The sequence below is a fragment of the Synechocystis sp. CACIAM 05 genome, assembly GCF_010222815.1.
GTDB lineage: Bacteria > Cyanobacteriota > Cyanobacteriia > Cyanobacteriales > Microcystaceae > Synechocystis.
Map to the genome: position 1 here is coordinate 2,053,132 of NZ_CP019225.1, position 18,242 is coordinate 2,071,373.

The following is an 18,242-nucleotide window of genomic DNA, read 5'->3' on the forward strand; positions in this document are numbered from 1 at the left end:
CTAACCCCTAACCTAGTTCAGCCAACAAGGTTTGTTTCGCCGTGGCCAGGGCTTCTGGCAACTTACTGGCATCCCGTCCACCGGCCTGGGCCAGATTAGGATGACCGCCACCGCCACCGCCACAAATTTTGGCAATGGCACCAATGAATTGACCAGCTTTAAGCTGTTTGGTTTTAAGCAATTGGGGACTAAAGGCCGCCACTAGACTGACTTTGCCCTCTTCTGGAATGGAAGCAAGCACCACTGCACTTTCCCCCAATTTTTGTTGTAACCGTTCCGCCGCAGTTTTGAGAGATTCCCCGTCCACAGTACCCAGATCCGCCACCAGAATTTTAAACTCACCCACAGTTTGGGCTTGGGTTAATAACTGTTCCGATTTTTGTAGAGCCAACTCTTGTTTGAGGGCTTCCAACTGCTTTTGGCTGGCTTTTAATTCCTGTTGCATTTGGTGGACCCGGTCGGGGATTTCCTCCGGTTTAGCTTTTAGGCGATCGCCGAGCTCTTTGACCACCGCTTCCCGCACATTGAGGTAATCCAACACCGACGGCCCTGCCACGGCTTCAATGCGCCTGACTCCGGCGGCAATGCCCGTTTCTGCGACGATTTTGAATAAACCAATTTCCGCCGTATTGGCCACATGGGTGCCGCCACAGAGTTCCAAAGAAACCCCAGGCACGTCAATTACCCGCACTTCAGTCCCGTACTTCTCCCCAAACATGGCGATCGCCCCTTTGGCCTTCGCATCGGCGATCGGCATTACTGCCACCTCAGTTTGATGGGCTTCGGCAATCCATTGATTGATCAAGTCCTCAATTTGTTGTAGCTCCTCCATGGTCACCGCCCGGGGAGAGTTGAAGTCGAACCGTAAACGGTTGAAATCCACCAGGGAACCAGCTTGGGAAATGCCTTCGTCCACCACTCTTTTTAAAGCCGATTGCAGTAAATGGGTGGCGGTATGGTTGGCCTGGGCCCGACGGCGGCAAGCCCGGTCAATAGTAGCGGTAATAGTGGTGCCAATTTGCACTGTACCCCGTTCTACCCGACCAAAGTGGATAAAAATGCCCGACTCCCGCTTCACATCTTCAATGCGAATGAGCAAATTGTCGCCGTTGAGAAAACCTTTATCCCCAATTTGACCGCCGGATTCGCCGTAAAAAGGAGTTTGATCCAGAACTATTTGCACCGTTTGCCCCACTTCCGCCTGCTCTACCAATTCCCCCCCAATTAAAACTGCCTTAACCACCGCTGCACTTTGTAAATCGGTGTAACCCAAAAATTCCGTCGGATGGACATGGTTAGCCAATTTATCTAAACTTTCCTGCACAGTTAAATCAATGGTTTCGTGGGCCGCTTTGGAACGTTCTTGCTGTTCCTGCATAGCTTTTTCAAACCCTTCCACGTCCACAGTAATGCCCTGTTCTTCGGCAATTTCTTGGGTCAATTCCAACGGAAAACCAAAGGTATCGTATAAAGTAAACGCATCTACCCCAGCAATTTCCGTCACTCCGTCGGCCATTAAATCCGCCAGCAACTTTTCTCCCCGTTCCAAGGTTTTTAAAAAGGCCGCTTCTTCCCGCTGTAACTCCTGCTCAATCAAGCTTTGCCGTTCTAACACGTTAGGGTAAACTGGCTGGGCAAGTTCAACAGCGGTGACAGCTACTTTAGTGGTGAATTCACCGTTAATGCCCAGTAAGCGACCATGGCGCACGACTCGACGGATCAACCGCCGTAACACATAGCCCCGGCCTAAATTGGAAGCACTAATACCGTCGGCAATCATGTGGACAACGGAGCGGACATGGTCCCCAATTACTTTCAGGGAAACTTTGGTTTTTTCATCGGCTTGGGCGTAATCAATACCTGCTATATTCGCCGCTGTTTGAATAATGGGAAAAATTAAATCTGTTTCGTAATTGTTAGGCACTTTTTGTAAAATTTGGGCCATCCTTTCCAAGCCCATGCCGGTGTCAATATTTTTCTTCTCCAGGGGCGTTAAATTGCCGGCATTATCCCGGTTGTACTGCATGAATACCAAGTTATAAAACTCGATAAACCGACTATCATCTTCCAAATCTAATTTCTCATCCCCTAATTCCGGGTGGAAATCGTAGTAAATTTCTGAGCAAGGGCCACAGGGGCCAGTGGGGCCAGAAACCCAAAAGTTATCGTCCGCTCCCATCCGTTGAATGCGGTGGGCAGGAATACCAATTTCATCGCGCCAAATGGCAAAGGCTTCGTCATCTTCTTCAAACACACTTACCACTAACCGTTCCGCTGGTAATTGAAATACTTCAGTGGATAATTCCCAGGCCCAGGCGATCGCCTGAGATTTGAAATAATCCCCAAAGCTAAAGTTGCCCAACATTTCAAAGAAAGTATGGTGGCGGGCGGTGCGGCCGACGTTTTCAATGTCGTTGGTGCGGATACATTTTTGGGAAGTGGTGGCCCGGGGAAACTCCGCTGGCTTTTGTCCTAAAAAAATTGGTTTGAACGGCAACATCCCCGCAATGGTTAACAGTACGGTGGGGTCCTCCGGCACTAGGGACGCACTGGGCAAAATTTGATGCTGGCGATCGGCAAAGAATCGCAAAAATTGCTCACGAATAGCGGGGCCGCTGAGGACGGGCGGGGTGATGGTCATGGTCTAGTTGAAGATTTTGCGGATGAAATTTTGGGACACTGTGGCTATTTTCCCATTTTAGGGGTTGGTTCCTGGCCCTTTCTGACCGGAGGTTAAACCGGAGTTAAAACTAAACTATGGAGAGGTCAAAATCTCCCCACTGTGGTGACACCACAGATAAAAAACTTCGGAGTTAATGTGCCTAGGGCTGTTGGCAATGGACATTGATGTTGGTAATCACCTGTTGCTCCTGTTGGCCAATGGTAGTGACCTGTTTTTGGGCAAGCTGGGCCGTCAAAATATCCTTACTTTCCAGGGCTTTGACCATGGTGCGGGTGGCCTCCGCATTGCCCTGGTAAATACTGACCAATTCCCCTTGATAGTTAGCTAGCACTGGATCTTCAAGGTTGAGTCGTTCTATTTTTGTGGCGGTGGCATCGAAGGCATCGGCCATGTTCAGCACTTCTTCCGTTGAGGTGGTATCTCGATATTTGGCCCCTTCCTCTGCCATTTGTTTGGTAATTAAAATTAGCTGTCGGCATTGATCCGCTTTGCTAGTTGCGCAACTGATTAAGCCCTGGTTCAATGCCAGCATCAAAATAACGCCCCAACTAAGGCCCATTAATCGGCGGGGAAGAAAGCCAGTAAATCTTACTGATGGGGACATGGGCATAGGGACAAAGTAGAGAAAAGATGGCAACGGGGAACCATCATAGCAAAATCATTCGGTTCAATTAGGGAGTTAAAATCCTGGATAAAATGCAGAAAGATGGGGAAATAGGGCGATCGCCAAAGCAGTGAGGAGCAAACAAATAATGCCAGCTAAACCGGCTAAAGGTTGATTGGCCTTACCCACCCAAATATTGCCATCGGTGTCGGGATAGGTAATTAAACCAGTGGCATCACAGGCCGCCAGGGCAAAAACCCACCCCCCGTGCAGTCCCCAAGCTAGGGCGAGATTACCGCCATCCACTAAACGGGCCCACAGCAATACCATGCCCAATAACCACAATCCCAGCAGTTGGTAAGCTGTTAAACGCCGTTCCCAGAGTAGATGAAGGATGGCAAAAATGGCGCTGACGATGGTGGCTGCCCCCCAAACTGGTAAATCCTGTTGCAGTTGATTTTGGAAAATACCCCGAAAAATTAACTCTTCCACCAAGGCGATCACCAGGGCCAGTATGAGAAAAAGCGGGGAAAGTTTGACTAAATCCCACCATTTTTCCCGATGCCATTGCAGTAGACCAATTTGGCCCTGTATTGCCAAAGTTAAGCCTAAACCGAATACCGCCACCCCCACGGCGATCGCCAGGGAAAGTAATTGGTCGGAGGTGACGCTTAAACCGTAATCCCCCAAGGATTGTTGGTCTAACCAAGTCACCGCCCAGATGGGTAGGGGGGAAACCAAGTAAAGCGATAACACCAAGGGTAATTTTTGCTCCGGGGTAACAGCCTGCCAGGGTTGCCAAGCCAATTTACGACCCACCACCAGGGCAACGGGATACCACAGCACTAGCCAACTAAAAAGAAAAACAATAATTTTTAACAATCCCGGCCATGGTTGCCAAAACTCCATCAAATTTTCCATCGGCCTATCCCACTGGCGATCGCCAATTTTCGTTTAAACAAAAGCAAAATTTGCAAGGCCCAGCTTGACAGTACGTCCGCCGTCATCCCTAATTGATAAAAAAAGGGAGAAACCTTTTTGTTTCAGGTCTCCCCCCCAGCGAAAAAGCACTTAGTCCCCCTTGCATAGGGAACCGCAGTCGAGAAATTTATACTTCCTCTTCGTCATCGCTATCGGTAATTTGCTTCAGATGAATATGCTTGTAACCGAGCTTGATCTCGAACTCATCACCGGACTTAAGACCCATTTCTTGGGTGTAGGTGGATCCGATAACAATCTGTCCATTTTTGTGGACACTAACACGGAATGTCGGTTCACGACCCCGACCATCTTTGGTACCAGAGGGATCGAGGGGAACCCCTTTGGCCGCTAGCACTGCGTCATAGAAGTCGGTCAAATTTACGCGTACTTGTCCTTCCTTAGAAGTAGAGTAGTAACCACAGGCTTTTGCCGTTTCTCGACGGGGCAGATGGGATAGTTCTTTAACTTTATTGAGTAATGCTTTGCCGGTTAGTGCGGTGGAGGCGTTTGGCATAGGATTATTTTTTCCGTTGAATGATGCTTGATTGCGGGGACTTGTTTTTTTCAAAAGTCTACATAAGATAAAATATAACATCAAACCTTAGCTGAAAAACTTTTTTTTTCAACTTTTTGATTATTTAGCCGAGGAATTTTTCCCTCTGAAAAAATCAAGCCTTGACCTCTGGCGAGTTTTGTCCTAAAGATTTTTCCCCGTCATGGAGCAATGATGAGTTAGGTTTGGGCAATACAAGCTAGCTACGGGTTCACCTTTCCGAAAACTTTCCGAAAACCAACGAATTTTTGCCCAGATTAGCGCCAAAATTAAGCGGAGCAGTGGGTCAAAATATATTTATCCCAGGGGGAATCATTGCTTTAAATCAATTCGCTATCCTATGCATGTCATGTGTTCATTAACATTCCCCTGTTCCCCAAGATTTTATGGTTCTCACCCAGTTCGCCTCCAGCCCAGCTCCTCCCCAGTCCTTTGCTGTTGCCCCCAACCGTCAACAATTGAGACAAATGAATTGCTACCTGGACCAGCTTTTGTTGGCCTTGGTTGCCCTGACTGATGTGGACGAGGATACTTGGACAGCAATCCTAGAAAAAATTTCGTCATCTACGACAACAGGCCAATCTTTGACTAGGAAATACCCCATTCCTGCTGTTGCCCCCGGCCAGCTAGATATGGAGGGAATTCGACTTTTGGCCATGGCGATCGCCTATTTAGGGGCCCATTACCAAGAACTACTGCGGCGATCGGTCAGTTTAGTTGAACAGACCAAGGAACAGGGTAAAAATCCTTTACAAACCGTACTTTTAAGCGAGTACGCCCGAAAATTTACCTCAGCTTGGCAAGCCTATGGAGAGAAACAAGGGGGAGAAGCCCATATTCCCTTAGTCCCCATTACCTCTGATCGCCTGCTTTCTTTGCTGACAGAATTATTTTTCTTTAGCAGTCAAGACGGCCCCCGCCGACTCTGGGGAGTATTGGCCACCATGGTGTCCCCCGCTTAGATAAACCCAAAAAATGCTGGCTTTGTTGCCCTGTCAACCAAAGTTCCCAATACGTCCTTCCCAGTTCTGTTCAAATCGAGTTAACTGGGCAAATATCTATGGATTACTCCTTCCCATTTCTCATCAACAATTAACCAAATGGCCCTGATAGAAGGAAGATCGACCCAGTGAATGACTACAATAATGGTCAACCTGGCCCATTCACTAGGTAGACCTAATTTAACCGAGGAAATAATCTCCATGGCTCAAGATTCTCCATCTTCCCTCTCCCAAGAAGCCCTAACCATTGCCCATCTCCAGGGGGTGCAGGAGCGACGGCAGGAAGAGCGGATGTTGGCCTTTTGCCAAGTGTTCGATATGGAAGGGGAATTGGTGGGGGTATCTTTCGACTTAACTCGCAACGGTATCTGTGTGAGCGTTCCCAATGATTGGCCCCAGGACACGGATTTTACCGTCAAGCTCCGGCGCATGGACAATGAAGCTTTACCCACCATCACCATCAAGCTCACTCCCATGTGGCGTCAATCCCGCAACGAAAGTTTTGACGAAATTGGCGGCAAAATTATTGAGGTGGACTGCCCCGAAGCTTTCTCTACTTTTTTGCAATATTGTCAACAGGCTGGCCCCAGTGGTTTAGTGGAGCGTCCAACGTCCTGACCATTATTATTCCTCCCTTCTTCCTAACCTTGGGGCAGTTGGGTGGGTTACCTTATCCTTGTTTTTGGTGGGGGTTGACCCTGCCATGGTGGGATTGCATTGACATTGGAGCCAGTACCGGGGTAGGGAAACAAATTTTTGTGCCCTGGCCCCAATACCCATAATTGTCAGAGTCTGATAGGATTTAGCAAAGTATTAAAATTTGTAAAGAAAATTAAAATGCGAGTTTTGGTGGTAGGCGGCACAGGAACCCTCGGCAGGCAAATTGTTCGGCAGGCGATCGACCAAGGTCACACCGTTGTTTGTCTGGTTCGTAGCCTAAGAAAGGCAGCTTTTCTTAAAGAGTGGGGCGCCACCATCGTGGGGGGAAATATTTGTAAGCCGGAAACTCTGCCCCCAGCCCTGGAAAATGTTGACGCAGTGATTGACGCTTCCACCGCCAGGGCCACCGACTCCCTCACCATTCGCCAGGTGGACTGGGAAGGCAAGCTTAATTTAATTCGAGCAGTGCAGAAAGCGGGTATCAAAAAGTTTGTCTTTTTCTCCATTTTGCGGGCGGCCGAATATCCCAAAGTGCCCCTGATGGACATCAAAAATTGTACCGAGAAATTTTTAGCCCAAACGGATTTGGACTACACCATTCTGCAACTGGCGGGTTTCATGCAGGGGTTAATTGGTCAGTACGCTATTCCCATTTTGGATAATCAATCGGTTTGGCAAACCGGCGAGAATACCCCGATCGCCTACATGAACACCCAGGACGTGGCTAAGTTTGCAGTGCGGGCGGTGGAATTGGACAGTGTAGCCCGTAAAACCTATCCAGTGGTGGGCAGTCGGGCTTGGGGGGCAACGGAAATTATTCAACTTTGTGAAAGAATGTCTGGCAATAATGCCCGTATTTCCCAGGTGCCCATGGCGGTGCTCAGATTTATGCGGAGCTTTACTCGCTTTTTCCAGTGGACCTATAACGCCTCCGATCGCCTAGCGTTTTCGGAAGTGCTGGCCAGTGGTAAAGCTTTAACGGCGGACATGGCTCCGGTGTACGAACAATTTGGCCTTGATCCGAAGGAAACCACCACCCTAGAATCCTACCTACAGGAGTACTTTGGGCGCATCATCAAGAAGCTCAAAGAATTGGACTACGAGGTTAACCCAACCCAAACCGATGGTAAAAAGAAGAAAAATAATTTCTTTTTCTAGTTTGACTAGTTTGATTGACAATTTGATACTTTTAGATAATCTCGTTTTCTATTCGGTTTTTCCGCTCCCTGTTCCCTGACTCCCTAGGATCTCGCCCCTGTGCCAAAAGTCGGCATCATTTTCAACGACGATAAGCCCACCGCCTGTAGCGTTGCCCAAGAATTGCAGGAGCAACTGCAACAGAGTGGGTTCACAGTGGCGATGGAAACCGGATCCGGCGGCCTGTTGGGCTATTCCCAGCCCGATCGCCCCATTTGCCATACCCGCATTGAACATCTGACTCCGCCCCATTTTGATGAGTCCATGCCCTTTGCCATTGTTCTGGGGGGAGACGGCACAGTACTATCAGCTTTTCGTCAGTTGGCCCCCCTGGGTATTCCCCTGCTGACCATTAACACAGGGCACATGGGTTTTTTAACGGAAATTTACCTCAACCAACTACCTACGGCGATCGAGCAGTTAATCAACGGTGATTACCAAATTGAAAGCCGCTCCATGATGACAGTGCGGTTAATGCGGGAGGAAAACCTTTTATGGGAAGCGCTCTCCCTGAACGAAATGGTATTGCACCGGGAACCCCTCACCAGCATGTGCCATTTTGAAATTCAGGTAGGTTACCATGCTTCTGTGGACATTGCCGCCGATGGCATTATTGTTTCCACTCCTACGGGTTCCACGGCCTATTCCCTTAGCGCTGGAGGCCCAGTGGTTACCCCCGATGTACCAGTGTTTCAGTTAGCTCCCATTTGTCCCCATTCCCTGGCTTCCCGAGCGTTAGTATTTTCCGACCTAGAACCGGTGACCATTTTTCCCGCTACTCCCAACCGCATGGTGTTGGTGGTGGATGGCAATGGCGGTTGTTATGTGTTGCCAGAGGATCGGGTGCATTTATCAAAATCTCCCTATCCTGCCAAGTTTATTCGCCTGCAAACGCCAGAGTTTTTCCGGATTCTGCGGGAGAAATTGGGCTGGGGGCTGCCCCACATTGCTAAACCAACATCGGTGGAGTTGCCATGAATTTACCCTGCTATTCCCGCCGCCATTTTCTCCAGTCCGCCGCCGCTGTCGGCCTTGCCACGGGTCTAGGAGGCTGTTGGCCTGGCCAGGGCAGTAGCAAAGAAGTGCAGTTTTTGAACCGTTCCCTGCCGCCCCAGTTGATTAACCAATTTCAGCGGCAGTTCCCCCAAGCTAAGGAATTAAATTTCAAGGCGATCGCCAATCTGCAGAGTTTGTTCGACAATTTACAAACCTGGCACAATGCCCAAAATGCGGACACTTCCAAGGGACTGTGGGGCAGTGGATCGAGGGCAAATCAGATTCCAAAAGCCCAGTTGGTCACTGGGGGAGATTTGTGGTTAGAACGGGTAATCAAAGAAAAACTCATCCAACCCTTTGTCCCCGACCAATTGAGCCAATGGCCTAGTCTGCCTCCACGGTGGCAATTGTTGGGGCAACGCAATGACCAAGGCTTACCGGATCAAAGCGGCAAAATTTGGGCTGTTCCCTACCGTTGGGGGCCCACCATGATTATTTATCGCCAACAACCCTTTGCTGATTTAGGTTGGCAACCAACCGATTGGTCTGACCTCTGGCGGCCAGAGTTAAAGCAACGCATTGCTCTGGTGGATGATCCCAGGGAGGTGATCGGTTTGACTCTGAAAAAGCTGGGTTATTCCTACAATGTCACCAACCCCGGAGCCATTAATGCCCTACCTTCCGCTTTGCAGGAATTGGCGACCCAAGTGAAGTTTTACAACAGTAAATATTATCTCCAAGCTCTACTCAACAAAGATGTGTGGCTGGCGGTGGGCTGGTCTAACCAAATTATTCCTCTGCTAAGAAATCAGTCAGAACTCACGGCGATTATTCCCAGTTCTGGTACGTCCCTCTGGGCTGATCTGTGGACTATGCCCGCTGATGCGGAAGGGGCTGAAATTACCTATGAATGGTTAAATTTTTCCGCCCAGCCTTCCAGTCTAGAGCAGATGGCAACTTTCAGTAATGCCCTGGCGGTGCCCTATCAAAACCTGGAGGTTTCCGCCCTGAGCACTAACCCTTTATTGGCTTTTTCACCGGAGTTACTGGAGCGTTGTGAATTTCTCGCGCCCCTGGACATTGCCACCGTCAACCAATATAAGCAACTCTGGCAAACCATGCGGAGTGCTTAGACGATGATCAATGATAGGTTAATGAATTCAAAATAAGCTGGTGACGGGATTTGAACCTGCGACCGACTGATTACAAATCAGTTGCTCTACCACTGAGCTACACCAGCACCTCTGATACAGAATAGCAGAAGATTAACCCAGAGGGTCTGGCTAATTTTTGTCCCCGAAAAACTTTTTTAACGATCCGTAAAACCTAGTAAAACCATGCCTACTTTAATTGTCGCCACGGGTAACCCCGGTAAATTAGCCGAGATGCAAACTTACTTAGAGCCCCTTGGTTGTCAATTAGCCCTCAAGCCAACGGAAATTGAGGTGGAGGAAACCGGCAGTACATTCTATGAAAATGCTTGCTTAAAAGCTTCCCAGGTAGCAAAGGCCGTGAATCAATGGGCGATCGCCGACGATTCTGGCTTAGCGGTGGATGCGCTGGATGGGGCACCGGGTTTATATTCCGCCCGTTACGGCAACACCGACAGGGAAAGAATTGCCAAATTGCTCCAGGCTCTGGAAGGGGTAAGCCAAAGACAAGCTCAATTCATTTGCGTAGTGGCGATTGCCGCCCCCGATGGCAGTATTCAACTGAGTACTGAAGGCATCTGTTCAGGGGAAATTACCCATAGCCCAAGAGGCGATCGGGGTTTTGGCTATGACCCAATTTTTTGGCTCCCGGAGCACAAAAAAACCTTTGCAGAAATGACAAAGGTAGAAAAACAGACAGTGAGCCACCGGGGAAAAGCGTTTAACAAACTCATCCACCAGTGGCCTGGGTTGAAATTTGACAGCTTTTGATGGCAGTGACAGGAAAGTGTCTGGGGCCAAGAGAACAAAACCGAGACTTGTCTCAATCTGCCCAACATTAACGGAAACCGGAAAGCTAATCTCAAAAAGATTAAATAGCTTCGGTATCCTTTTCCCCTGTCCGAATCCGTACCACCGAATCCACCGGGCTGATGAAGATTTTACCGTCACCGATTTCCCCGGTGCGGGCCGCCGATACCAACTTGTCAACAACCATGTCAACCTGTCCTTCGTCGACGACAATCTCAATCTTGAGTTTTTGGAGAAACTCAACAGTGTATTCAGAGCCACGGTAACGCTCTGTTTGACCCTTTTGACGGCCAAAGCCCCTAACTTCAGAAACCGTCATACCAACGATCCCTGCATTAACCAGCGCAATTTTGACTTCGTCTAGTTTAAAGGGGCGAATAATCGCTTCTACTTTTTTCAAACCTGGTACTCCTCGTGCAATGATCTGGTTGTTGTCTTATTTATAAGGCTAGCCAGACACTTTTAACATGTTCTCCAAAAGTTTTTTTGTAAAAATCAGTACCGTTTGGCAGCGCCCATGGCCGGAGATAAGGCATTTTAGTGATAATTGCAAGTACAAAATCCCTGCTCTTTCGTCCGAAGAATCCGTTACCCTAGAGGAGTGAACGGCACTATGTTTAACTGACAGGCTTGAATCTACCCTGGATTTGGTAAACCCTTGACCAGGGAGTCCTAGCCGGAATATCAAAAAACTTTTCCTCTATGCTTAAGATGCTCAAGAATTTACCTCTACCCAAAAATATTACCTGGCGATCGGTCTGGATGCGGGGCACTTCAGTGGTAATTATTTTTGTCCTGGCCTTTACCCTAATTTTTACCCCCACCTTTGAAGCTGAAGCTCGCCGGAGTGGTGGCCGCATTGGTGGTGGCTCCTTCCGAGCCCCTAGTGCCCCCAGTCGTAGTTACAGCGGTCCTAGTGGTGGCTCCTATCGTTCCGGTGGAACCTATGGTGGTGGTGGCTTTGGTTTTCCCTTCATCATTCCTTTTTTTGGCTTTGGTGGGGGATTCGGCGGCATCTTTGGCATTTTAGTGATGATTGCGATCGCCAACGTAGTTATCAATGCCATCCGTAATGGTGGTGGCAGCAGTGGCGAAGGGGGCGGTGGCTTGGCGGCCAGCAGCGATCCCCAGGTGGGCATTGCCCAAATTCAGGTGGGGTTACTGGCCAGTGCCAAGGAATTGAAAAAAGAACTGGATGAATTGGCCCTGTCTGCTGATACTGGCACTGCCAATGGTCGTTCCCTAGTGCTCCAGGAAGCTACTTTAGCTCTGCTCCGCCATCCTGAATATTGGGTTTATGGATCTAGTCAGAGTGACAAGGTGCGCTTGAGTGCTGCCGAAGCTGCCTTTAATCAATTAGCTCTCACCGAACGGAGTAAGTTTACCGACGAAACCCTGAGCAACTTTAACAATCAGCTACGTCAAGGGGGAAGGGCAACCGCCATTGGTGGAGATAGCCCTGATGCAGTTCCCGATGGTGCGGGAGAATATATTCTGGTGACCATTATTGCCGCAGCCTTGGGCAATTTGAACTTGCCGGCAGTGAATGATTCCAGTCAGTTAAAACAATCCTTGCAAACTCTGGGCGGTATTAGTAGCGATCGCCTGTTGGCCATTGAGGTGCTTTGGACGCCCCAAGAAGAAGGGGATACCCTCACCAGCAACGACATTATCAGCGAATATCCCGACCTGAGACTGGTGTAGTGGTTGGAGCGGCCAATTGCCCATAGCCAAAAAATACATATTTGAGTGAGCCTGGGGAACTTTGCCTGGGCTTTCTTTTTTGGGCAAAATTTATCGGAAAAATGTTAGGGGAAACGTTTTTCTTTTGGGGGAAGAAGTCCAAATGCCATAATTTTCGGATGTGAGGGAGCTGGGGCAATTTTCAACAGGCGCCCGGCAAAAAAGGTAATAATCAGAGCAGTTACCCCGCCGTCCATGGCTTGGTGGCCATAGTTTTCCCCGTAGCTTGTAACCATGATTCCCTTTGCTTCCCAAACCTCCTCCCTCGTCAGTCACCCCGAACTTTCTGCCCTAGAACTGGCCCAGGCCCTAGCGGAAAGATTGGCGATCGCCCCCCAGGATTGGCATCGTTTAAAGGGTAATCGTCAAGCCCAGGCCGGCCAAGAATTGGCAGCGGCATTGGTGTATCTACTCAAAGATAATCCCCAGGAAGCCTTAACCCATGTGCAACAGGCAGAAGGTTGGTTAGACCGCAGTTTGAGTGCGCCTCCCTGTCCGACCCATGGCAATCGGTCTCAAAAAGCCTAGGCTTTTCCAGAATAATTTTAGTGCTGCAAAATTGCTAGGGCGTCCAACTGAGCCCTTAACTGGGCAACTTTGGCTAAATCCTTATCCGCCGGTCCCTGTTCCACGCCACTGGAAAGGTCAATGCCGTCAGGCTGGAGTAAATTTAAGGCTTCTTGAACATTGCTAGGAGTTAATCCCCCCGCCAACCACCAGGGCAGGGGCGGCCGAAATTGCTGTAGCTTTTGCCAGGGTAGGGTTTGCCCAGTACCCCCCAATTGTTCTGGATGGTAAGCGTCGAGCAAGAGGACATCCACGGCATTGTAATAGGCTTCAGCCCGTTCTAAATCTGCCGATCGCCGGAGTCGGAGAGCTTTGATTAATCGGTGTTGGGGAAATGCCTGTTTAACTTGGCCGCAAAAGTCGGGGCTTTCATCGCCGTGGAGTTGGATACCATTCAGACTAGTTTGGGCTAAAAATTCCCTCAGTTTAGGGAGGGACACATTGGCAAATACCCCGATCGTCGATAGCTTGTCATGGGCAGTTAAGCTTTGCAAAACCAGTTCAATTTCCCTGGGGCTGACATAACGGGGGGACGCTTCCACACAAATAAACCCCAGGGTGGTGAATCCCAAAGCGGCGATCGCCTGGGCTTGGACGGGATGGCGTAAACCGCAAATTTTTACCTCCATGGCCATAGGGCAAATTTCCTGGGGATTTTAGGTTAAATAGTGAATAAACAGATGGAAATGTTCTAAATTTTAGGAAAATTGTTGAAATAGGCTCAACAATCGCAAATTAATCGTTAATTACGGGTTTACGAACTAAGCTCCAAATGTCTCGCAGTTGTATCTTTAACTGCTCCCGCTGGTTGATTAAATAAATACTCACCAACGTAAAAGCAACCCCTAACCACTGCAGAGAGCTAAGTTGTTCCTCCAAAATCAAGTTACCAAAGCTGAGGGCAAAAATGGGCGTTAAAAAAGTCAGGGAACTCAAGCTAGTCAAATTGCCCTTAGATGCAAGGTAGAAAAAAATGCCGTAGGCAATGGCACTGCCAAACACTGTTGCATAGGCGAGATTGCCCCAACCCCACAGGTCAATGTTCTGCCAAGGTTCAGAATCTTGCACCAAGGCGATCGCCAACAGGGGCAAACCACCAATGATCATATGCCACCCCGTAGCTACCACCGGGTCCACCCGACGGCTGACAAAGGGAATCAGCACTGTGCCCACCGCCATGGAGAGGGACGCCAACAACATCCATAGTTCCCCGCTACTACCGAGGGCGGAACCACTCCAATTAATGCTTAAACCCTGGAGATGCCAAAGCTGATAAAACCATTCATCCGGCAGCCCAATTAGGCTAATGCCTCCCACCCCCAGTAGTAGTCCCAGCCAGCCAATGCCGCCAATTACTTCTTTAAATAACCAACTGGAAAGTAATGCCACGGCGATCGGTTGGGAATCAATAATCACTGAGCCCAAGCCTGCCCCTGTGCGCTCCAACCCCTGGGCTAAAAATCCTTGAAAAAGAGTACCGTCCACCAGGGCAAATAAAATAATCCAGCCCCAGCCCTGCCAATCCTGGGGTTGGGGACGTTTCTGTCCCATGGCCCAGAGCAAGACTAAGAGCCCGGCTGGTATGAGGCGCACCGTTGCCACAAAAAAAGGCGTGGTATCTGCCAGAACCCCCTTCATGGCCACCATGGCCGTTCCCCAAAGGAAAAAAGGCGCAATTAGGGTTAACCCAGAACGGATGTTGGTATTTGTTTTTGATTCAATTTGCATTGGCGGGGGGGTAATGGAGCAGGTATGTCCATCCCCCATTGTATGTATAGTTTTGTTACAAAGCCATGGCCAAGGCAATAGTTGATATCACCATGGCAATATTCGCCAAATTTAGGGTCAATGGTAACATAGAACTATTACGCAACTGGCGCCTTTCATTACTTTCTTGAAACTCTCGAATAATTTATAGCAAAAAGGGGCAGACCTATACCCCGATGTATTATATGAGGCGATTAACCAATCTCCGTTTGGTGCGTTTCCATTGTCGAGTCATTCCCCTTGCCCCACTGTTTAGTAATGGCCGCCGTGAGCAGATGGGACAATAGACCAATGGGCCCAGCAAATAAACATAAAATGAGGGAATGTACCGTCCAAACCCCGGTTTCTCGCCCCTGCCAATAAATCCAGCGACCCACAAACAAATCCATCACCAGATAGTGGACCCAACCCACTGCCATAATTTTTTCGTCAGCAAAAGCTTGGGCAATAACCGATAATTCCGGACTAGCCAACGCCGACGCCGATTCGGAACTCAAGGAACCGATAAATAAAAATAGATAAACCGCAGCTAAAATGGCGATCGGGATCGGGGATTTCATCACCTTTTCCGTCCATTGCCACCGTGGTAGTAGAATCATCAAGCCCCAAAACGGCAACACAAATAGATTGCTGAGATTAAAAAGTAGTTCAGTAGCCATTTTCAATAACAGTTGCTGATTAACAACTCGATAGAACAATTTAGAATATAAAAGAATTTACAGAATCATGCCGGGTAGGCGATCGCCTCAGGTAATAGGTAAGTGTTTATTAAGTTTTGTCGTCAAGGAAAAAGGCGGGTTAAAATAAAAAATCAAAGGTTTCATTTTCGGATATCGCTATGGCAACAATTACCATCGAAGAAGCCCAAGCAACCCTAGCAGATTTAATTCATAATTTAGAGCCAGGAGAGGAATTGATAATTACTGAAAATAACATTCCTCTAGCAAAAATTATTCCGCAAATGCCAGTTGAAGGTAAACGCCCTGGCCCCGGATTGTGCAAAGGTATGATCACAATCAACGCCGACGATGATGACCATCTCCAAGACTTTGGAGAGTATATGCCTTGAGATATTTACTAGATACGCACACATTACTTTGGTACACACTAGGCGAAGGCTCATTGAGTTCCACTGCCATTGAAACTATTATCAATAATCAAAATAAAATATTCATTAGTCCGGCATCCTACTGGGAAATAGCGATTAAAATTAGCATTGGCAAGCTTAGTCTTAATCAGCCCTATGAAAAGTTCATCGATGTCTGCATCTCTAAGTACAATTTTAATATTTTACCAATTCTGCCAAACCATACAGCATATCTAATTAAGCTCCTATTTCACCACAAAGATCCTTTTGATCGTCTGTTAATAGCTCAAGCCATCAGCGAAAAGATGCCTCTGATTAGTGTGGACAAAAAATTTGATGATTATGAAATTAGCCGAATTTGGTGATATGTCTATTTTGATTTCCTTGCGTTATCTTAATTAGCTTCTTTAATAATTTGGAGCAATTATTATCCTATGATTAAGCCATGGAAAAGCTTACCATTACTCGCCCCGACGACTGGCACCTACACCTACGGGATGGAGAAGCCCTTAAAGCAGTTCTACCCCACACTGTCCGTCAATTTGCTAGGGCGATCGTCATGCCCAACTTGAAACCTCCGGTGCGTTCTGTGGCTGATGCCGCCGCCTATCGGGAAAGGATTCTCGCCGCCATACCTGCGGGAAGCCAGTTTGAACCGCTGATGACCCTTTATCTAACGGATAATACCGATCCCGAAGAAATTATTGCGGCCAAAGCATCCCAGTTTGTTAAAGCAGTGAAATACTATCCCGCTGGAGCCACCACCAATTCTGACTTTGGCGTCACGGATATCCATCGATGTGATGCAGTGTTGGCAGCCATGGAACAGGTGGACTTGCCCCTATTACTCCATGGCGAAGTAACGGACAGTCATATTGATATTTTCGACCGAGAAAAAGTATTCATTGAGAAATATTTAATTCCCCTCAGGAAAAAATTTCCGCGACTGCGGGTAGTGCTGGAACATATTACTACTTCAGATGCAGTGCAATTTGTTTTATCTACTAATAATATTGCAGCCACTATTACGCCCCAACATTTACTATTTAGTCGCAACGCTTTATTCAAAGGTGGCATTTGTCCCCACTTTTATTGCCTGCCAATTCTGAAGCGGGAAGAACATCGTTTAGCATTGCTACACGCGGCCACGTCTGGTAATCCTAAATTTTTTCTCGGCACTGATAGTGCTCCCCACGCTCGCAATAGTAAAGAGAGTTTTTGTGGCTGTGCTGGTTGCTATTCTGCCCTCCATGCCATGGAGCTATATGCCGAAGCTTTTGAAAGTGTTAATGCCCTGGATAAACTAGAAGCCTTTGCTAGCTTTTATGGCCCAGATTTTTACCAATTGCCCCGTAATACAGCACAAATTACGTTGATGAAAAACCCTTGGCGTATTCCTGCTGAATTACCTTTCCCTGAATCTGGATTGGTGCCTCTGCGGGCCGGCGAGGAAATAACTTGGCAAATGGTGTGATCCAAACGGGTAAAGTGGAGTGAAAATTATTAATAGTAATTACATGAATTTGCTTTTTATTGAGTCACAATCATGACCTACTTTGCCAGCGACTTTCAAGACTTAGATAACTCTGGAAACATTGAAAACTTTATCCGTTATCTGGAATTGCAACAGTCACTGGACTTGTATAAATATTACAAACAAAAAACGTTTGAGAAAATGCAGTTAAAGCCCGGTGATTCAGTGCTGGAAGTGGGGTGTGGCACTGGCAATGATGCCCTTTTATTGGCTAATTATGTAGGGGAAACGGGTAAAGTTACAGCGGTGGATCGTAGTCAATTTATGCTTGACCAGGCAAGAGAGCGGGCAAAAAATTCCACCACTAAGTTTGAATTTGTTTTAGCTGATGCAGAGCAATTACCTTTTCCTGATGCTAATTTCACTGCGGCTAGGGTTGACCGCACTCTGCAACACATTGCCGAGCCCCAAAAGGCGATCGCCGAAATGGCCAGAGTTGTGCAATCCAATGGTTGGGTAGTGGCCTTTGAGCCGGACTGGGAAACGTTGGTCATCGATTCTGACCAGCGGGGCGTAACACGTGCAATTACCAATTTTTGGTGTGATAACTTTCCTTCTGGCTGGGTGGGTCGCTATCTGTTTAAATACTTCCGGCAGGCAGGATTAACTGACATTACGGTGGAACCCATTACCATTTGCCTGACTGAGTTTGAATTAGCTGATAAAATTTTGGACCTATCTCGGACGGTGGAAAAAATTAGCGAACAGGGAACAACCAGCCAAAATGATCTTACCCTTTGGCTCAGGGCGATTAACCAAAATGATCAAGTGGGGGAATTTTTCTGCGCTTTTACGGCATTTTTAGTTAGGGGCAGAAAGCCTTAGTTAGTTATTAGTGTTACAAATTAAAGCTTCTGTATTTACCTGGCTGTTTGGCGGTGATGATTAACTGTTAAGTAATATTACTA

The 18,242-nt window shown here is 47.9% G+C and carries 21 protein-coding genes, 1 tRNA gene and 1 pseudogene; 13 read left to right on the forward strand and 10 right to left on the reverse strand.

Annotation, left to right across the window (positions count from 1 at the left end):
- Positions 1-7: 7 nt before the first annotated feature.
- The 4 genes from alaS to BWK47_RS09820 all read right to left on the reverse strand — a co-directional run bounded on the left by alaS (position 8) and on the right by BWK47_RS09820 (position 4,863).
- Positions 8-2,641: an alanine--tRNA ligase gene (alaS, locus tag BWK47_RS09805; protein WP_162328497.1), complete on the reverse strand. Its 2,634-nt coding sequence runs from the start codon at positions 2,639-2,641 to the stop codon at positions 8-10.
- Between the two features lie 181 nt (positions 2,642-2,822).
- A complete protein-coding gene (locus BWK47_RS09810; RefSeq protein ID WP_237269590.1) occupies positions 2,823-3,287 on the reverse strand; it encodes a hypothetical protein in 465 nt (154 codons plus the stop codon).
- A gap of 75 nt (positions 3,288-3,362) precedes the next feature.
- Positions 3,363-4,208, reverse strand: coding sequence for a CPBP family intramembrane glutamic endopeptidase (locus BWK47_RS09815; protein WP_162328499.1), 846 nt, complete (start codon positions 4,206-4,208; stop codon positions 3,363-3,365).
- 187 nt (positions 4,209-4,395) lie between these two features.
- Positions 4,396-4,863: an AbrB family transcriptional regulator gene (locus tag BWK47_RS09820; RefSeq protein ID WP_010873149.1), complete on the reverse strand. Its 468-nt coding sequence runs from the start codon at positions 4,861-4,863 to the stop codon at positions 4,396-4,398.
- Positions 4,864-5,207: 344 nt separating this feature from the next.
- Between BWK47_RS09820 and BWK47_RS09825 the strand changes: the two genes are divergently transcribed.
- From BWK47_RS09825 to BWK47_RS09845, 5 genes are all read left to right on the forward strand, one after another.
- Positions 5,208-5,783 (forward strand): DUF3038 domain-containing protein, encoded by a 576-nt coding sequence (locus tag BWK47_RS09825; protein ID WP_162328500.1) that lies wholly within the window; start codon positions 5,208-5,210, stop codon positions 5,781-5,783.
- A gap of 240 nt (positions 5,784-6,023) precedes the next feature.
- The gene (locus BWK47_RS09830; protein WP_231848032.1) at positions 6,024-6,440 is read left to right on the forward strand and encodes a hypothetical protein; all 417 of its coding nucleotides are present in this window, start codon (positions 6,024-6,026) and stop codon (positions 6,438-6,440) included.
- A gap of 219 nt (positions 6,441-6,659) precedes the next feature.
- On the forward strand, positions 6,660-7,640 hold the full coding sequence (locus tag BWK47_RS09835; RefSeq protein ID WP_162328502.1) for an SDR family oxidoreductase: 981 nt from the start codon (positions 6,660-6,662) through the stop codon (positions 7,638-7,640).
- Positions 7,641-7,739: 99 nt separating this feature from the next.
- The gene (locus tag BWK47_RS09840) at positions 7,740-8,657 is read left to right on the forward strand and encodes an NAD(+) kinase (protein ID WP_010873153.1); all 918 of its coding nucleotides are present in this window, start codon (positions 7,740-7,742) and stop codon (positions 8,655-8,657) included.
- Positions 8,654-9,808 (forward strand): extracellular solute-binding protein, encoded by a 1,155-nt coding sequence (locus BWK47_RS09845; protein WP_162328503.1) that lies wholly within the window; start codon positions 8,654-8,656, stop codon positions 9,806-9,808. Before BWK47_RS09840 ends, BWK47_RS09845 begins: the two co-directional genes overlap by 4 nt.
- Positions 9,809-9,843: 35 nt before the next feature.
- Here the strand turns inward: BWK47_RS09845 and BWK47_RS09850 are convergent.
- Positions 9,844-9,915: transfer RNA gene (locus tag BWK47_RS09850), tRNA-Thr, on the reverse strand.
- Positions 9,916-10,012: 97 nt separating this feature from the next.
- On the opposite strand from BWK47_RS09850, the gene rdgB reads away from it, so the two are divergent.
- Entirely contained in the window at positions 10,013-10,597 is a 585-nt protein-coding gene (rdgB, locus tag BWK47_RS09855; protein WP_162328504.1) for an RdgB/HAM1 family non-canonical purine NTP pyrophosphatase, read from the forward strand.
- A 100-nt stretch (positions 10,598-10,697) separates the two neighbouring features.
- On the opposite strand, the gene BWK47_RS09860 is transcribed toward rdgB, so the two are convergent.
- Positions 10,698-11,036, reverse strand: a complete 339-nt coding sequence (locus tag BWK47_RS09860) for a P-II family nitrogen regulator (protein ID WP_010873156.1) — start codon at positions 11,034-11,036, stop codon at positions 10,698-10,700.
- 302 nt (positions 11,037-11,338) lie between these two features.
- Here BWK47_RS09860 and BWK47_RS09865 point away from each other — a divergent pair, with 302 nt between their 5' ends.
- Complete coding sequence (locus BWK47_RS09865; protein ID WP_162328505.1) at positions 11,339-12,340, forward strand: DUF1517 domain-containing protein; 1,002 nt, start codon at positions 11,339-11,341, stop codon at positions 12,338-12,340.
- Between the two features lie 104 nt (positions 12,341-12,444).
- Here the strand turns inward: BWK47_RS09865 and BWK47_RS09870 are convergent, their stop codons facing one another.
- The gene (locus tag BWK47_RS09870; protein WP_162328506.1) at positions 12,445-12,615 is read right to left on the reverse strand and encodes a hypothetical protein; all 171 of its coding nucleotides are present in this window, start codon (positions 12,613-12,615) and stop codon (positions 12,445-12,447) included.
- Between BWK47_RS09870 and BWK47_RS09875 the strand changes: the two genes are divergently transcribed.
- A complete protein-coding gene (locus tag BWK47_RS09875) occupies positions 12,614-12,907 on the forward strand; it encodes a DUF6439 family protein (protein ID WP_010873158.1) in 294 nt (97 codons plus the stop codon). The genes BWK47_RS09870 and BWK47_RS09875 overlap by 2 nt on opposite strands.
- Before the next feature lie 17 nt (positions 12,908-12,924).
- On the opposite strand, the gene BWK47_RS09880 is transcribed toward BWK47_RS09875, so the two are convergent.
- Entirely contained in the window at positions 12,925-13,581 is a 657-nt protein-coding gene (locus BWK47_RS09880) for a phosphoribosylanthranilate isomerase (RefSeq protein ID WP_162328507.1), read from the reverse strand.
- A 100-nt stretch (positions 13,582-13,681) separates the two neighbouring features.
- Complete coding sequence (locus tag BWK47_RS09885) at positions 13,682-14,674, reverse strand: DMT family transporter (protein WP_162328508.1); 993 nt, start codon at positions 14,672-14,674, stop codon at positions 13,682-13,684.
- A gap of 77 nt (positions 14,675-14,751) precedes the next feature.
- Here BWK47_RS09885 and BWK47_RS09890 point away from each other — a divergent pair.
- Positions 14,752-14,844, forward strand: a pseudogene (locus BWK47_RS09890) (IS1 family transposase); the annotation flags it as partial.
- A gap of 63 nt (positions 14,845-14,907) precedes the next feature.
- Here BWK47_RS09890 and BWK47_RS09895 read toward each other — a convergent pair.
- Positions 14,908-15,372, reverse strand: coding sequence for an ABA4-like family protein (locus BWK47_RS09895; RefSeq protein ID WP_162328509.1), 465 nt, complete (start codon positions 15,370-15,372; stop codon positions 14,908-14,910).
- Positions 15,373-15,551: 179 nt separating this feature from the next.
- Between BWK47_RS09895 and BWK47_RS09900 the strand changes: the two genes are divergently transcribed.
- The 4 genes from BWK47_RS09900 (at position 15,552) to BWK47_RS09915 (ending at position 18,159) form a co-directional block, all read left to right on the forward strand.
- Entirely contained in the window at positions 15,552-15,782 is a 231-nt protein-coding gene (locus BWK47_RS09900; protein ID WP_162328510.1) for a type II toxin-antitoxin system Phd/YefM family antitoxin, read from the forward strand.
- The gene (locus tag BWK47_RS09905; RefSeq protein ID WP_162328511.1) at positions 15,779-16,165 is read left to right on the forward strand and encodes a type II toxin-antitoxin system VapC family toxin; all 387 of its coding nucleotides are present in this window, start codon (positions 15,779-15,781) and stop codon (positions 16,163-16,165) included. Before BWK47_RS09900 ends, BWK47_RS09905 begins: the two co-directional genes overlap by 4 nt.
- An 80-nt stretch (positions 16,166-16,245) precedes the next feature.
- Positions 16,246-17,274: a dihydroorotase gene (pyrC, locus tag BWK47_RS09910; RefSeq protein WP_162328512.1), complete on the forward strand. Its 1,029-nt coding sequence runs from the start codon at positions 16,246-16,248 to the stop codon at positions 17,272-17,274.
- Positions 17,275-17,346: 72 nt separating this feature from the next.
- Positions 17,347-18,159, forward strand: coding sequence for a class I SAM-dependent methyltransferase (locus BWK47_RS09915; protein WP_162328513.1), 813 nt, complete (start codon positions 17,347-17,349; stop codon positions 18,157-18,159).
- Positions 18,160-18,242: the final 83 nt, after the last annotated feature.

Excerpts from the sequence above, each read along its gene's own strand:
- alaS (WP_162328497.1), bottom strand. The coding sequence starts at position 2,641 with ATGACCATCACCCCGCCCGTCCTCAGCGGCCCCGCTATTCGTGAGCAA.
- BWK47_RS09810 (WP_237269590.1), bottom strand. The coding sequence starts at position 3,287 with ATGTCCCCATCAGTAAGATTTACTGGCTTTCTTCCCCGCCGATTAATG.
- BWK47_RS09815 (WP_162328499.1), bottom strand. The coding sequence starts at position 4,208 with ATGGAAAATTTGATGGAGTTTTGGCAACCATGGCCGGGATTGTTAAAA.
- BWK47_RS09820 (WP_010873149.1), bottom strand. The coding sequence starts at position 4,863 with ATGTTATATTTTATCTTATGTAGACTTTTGAAAAAAACAAGTCCCCGC.
- BWK47_RS09825 (WP_162328500.1), top strand. The coding sequence starts at position 5,208 with ATGGTTCTCACCCAGTTCGCCTCCAGCCCAGCTCCTCCCCAGTCCTTT.
- BWK47_RS09830 (WP_231848032.1), top strand. The coding sequence starts at position 6,024 with ATGGCTCAAGATTCTCCATCTTCCCTCTCCCAAGAAGCCCTAACCATT.
- BWK47_RS09835 (WP_162328502.1), top strand. The coding sequence starts at position 6,660 with ATGCGAGTTTTGGTGGTAGGCGGCACAGGAACCCTCGGCAGGCAAATT.
- BWK47_RS09845 (WP_162328503.1), top strand. The coding sequence starts at position 8,654 with ATGAATTTACCCTGCTATTCCCGCCGCCATTTTCTCCAGTCCGCCGCC.
- rdgB (WP_162328504.1), top strand. The coding sequence starts at position 10,013 with ATGCCTACTTTAATTGTCGCCACGGGTAACCCCGGTAAATTAGCCGAG.
- BWK47_RS09865 (WP_162328505.1), top strand. The coding sequence starts at position 11,339 with ATGCTTAAGATGCTCAAGAATTTACCTCTACCCAAAAATATTACCTGG.
- BWK47_RS09875 (WP_010873158.1), top strand. The coding sequence starts at position 12,614 with ATGATTCCCTTTGCTTCCCAAACCTCCTCCCTCGTCAGTCACCCCGAA.
- BWK47_RS09870 (WP_162328506.1), bottom strand. The coding sequence starts at position 12,615 with ATGGTTACAAGCTACGGGGAAAACTATGGCCACCAAGCCATGGACGGC.
- BWK47_RS09880 (WP_162328507.1), bottom strand. The coding sequence starts at position 13,581 with ATGGCCATGGAGGTAAAAATTTGCGGTTTACGCCATCCCGTCCAAGCC.
- BWK47_RS09885 (WP_162328508.1), bottom strand. The coding sequence starts at position 14,674 with ATGCAAATTGAATCAAAAACAAATACCAACATCCGTTCTGGGTTAACC.
- BWK47_RS09895 (WP_162328509.1), bottom strand. The coding sequence starts at position 15,372 with ATGGCTACTGAACTACTTTTTAATCTCAGCAATCTATTTGTGTTGCCG.
- BWK47_RS09900 (WP_162328510.1), top strand. The coding sequence starts at position 15,552 with ATGGCAACAATTACCATCGAAGAAGCCCAAGCAACCCTAGCAGATTTA.
- pyrC (WP_162328512.1), top strand. The coding sequence starts at position 16,246 with ATGGAAAAGCTTACCATTACTCGCCCCGACGACTGGCACCTACACCTA.
- BWK47_RS09915 (WP_162328513.1), top strand. The coding sequence starts at position 17,347 with ATGACCTACTTTGCCAGCGACTTTCAAGACTTAGATAACTCTGGAAAC.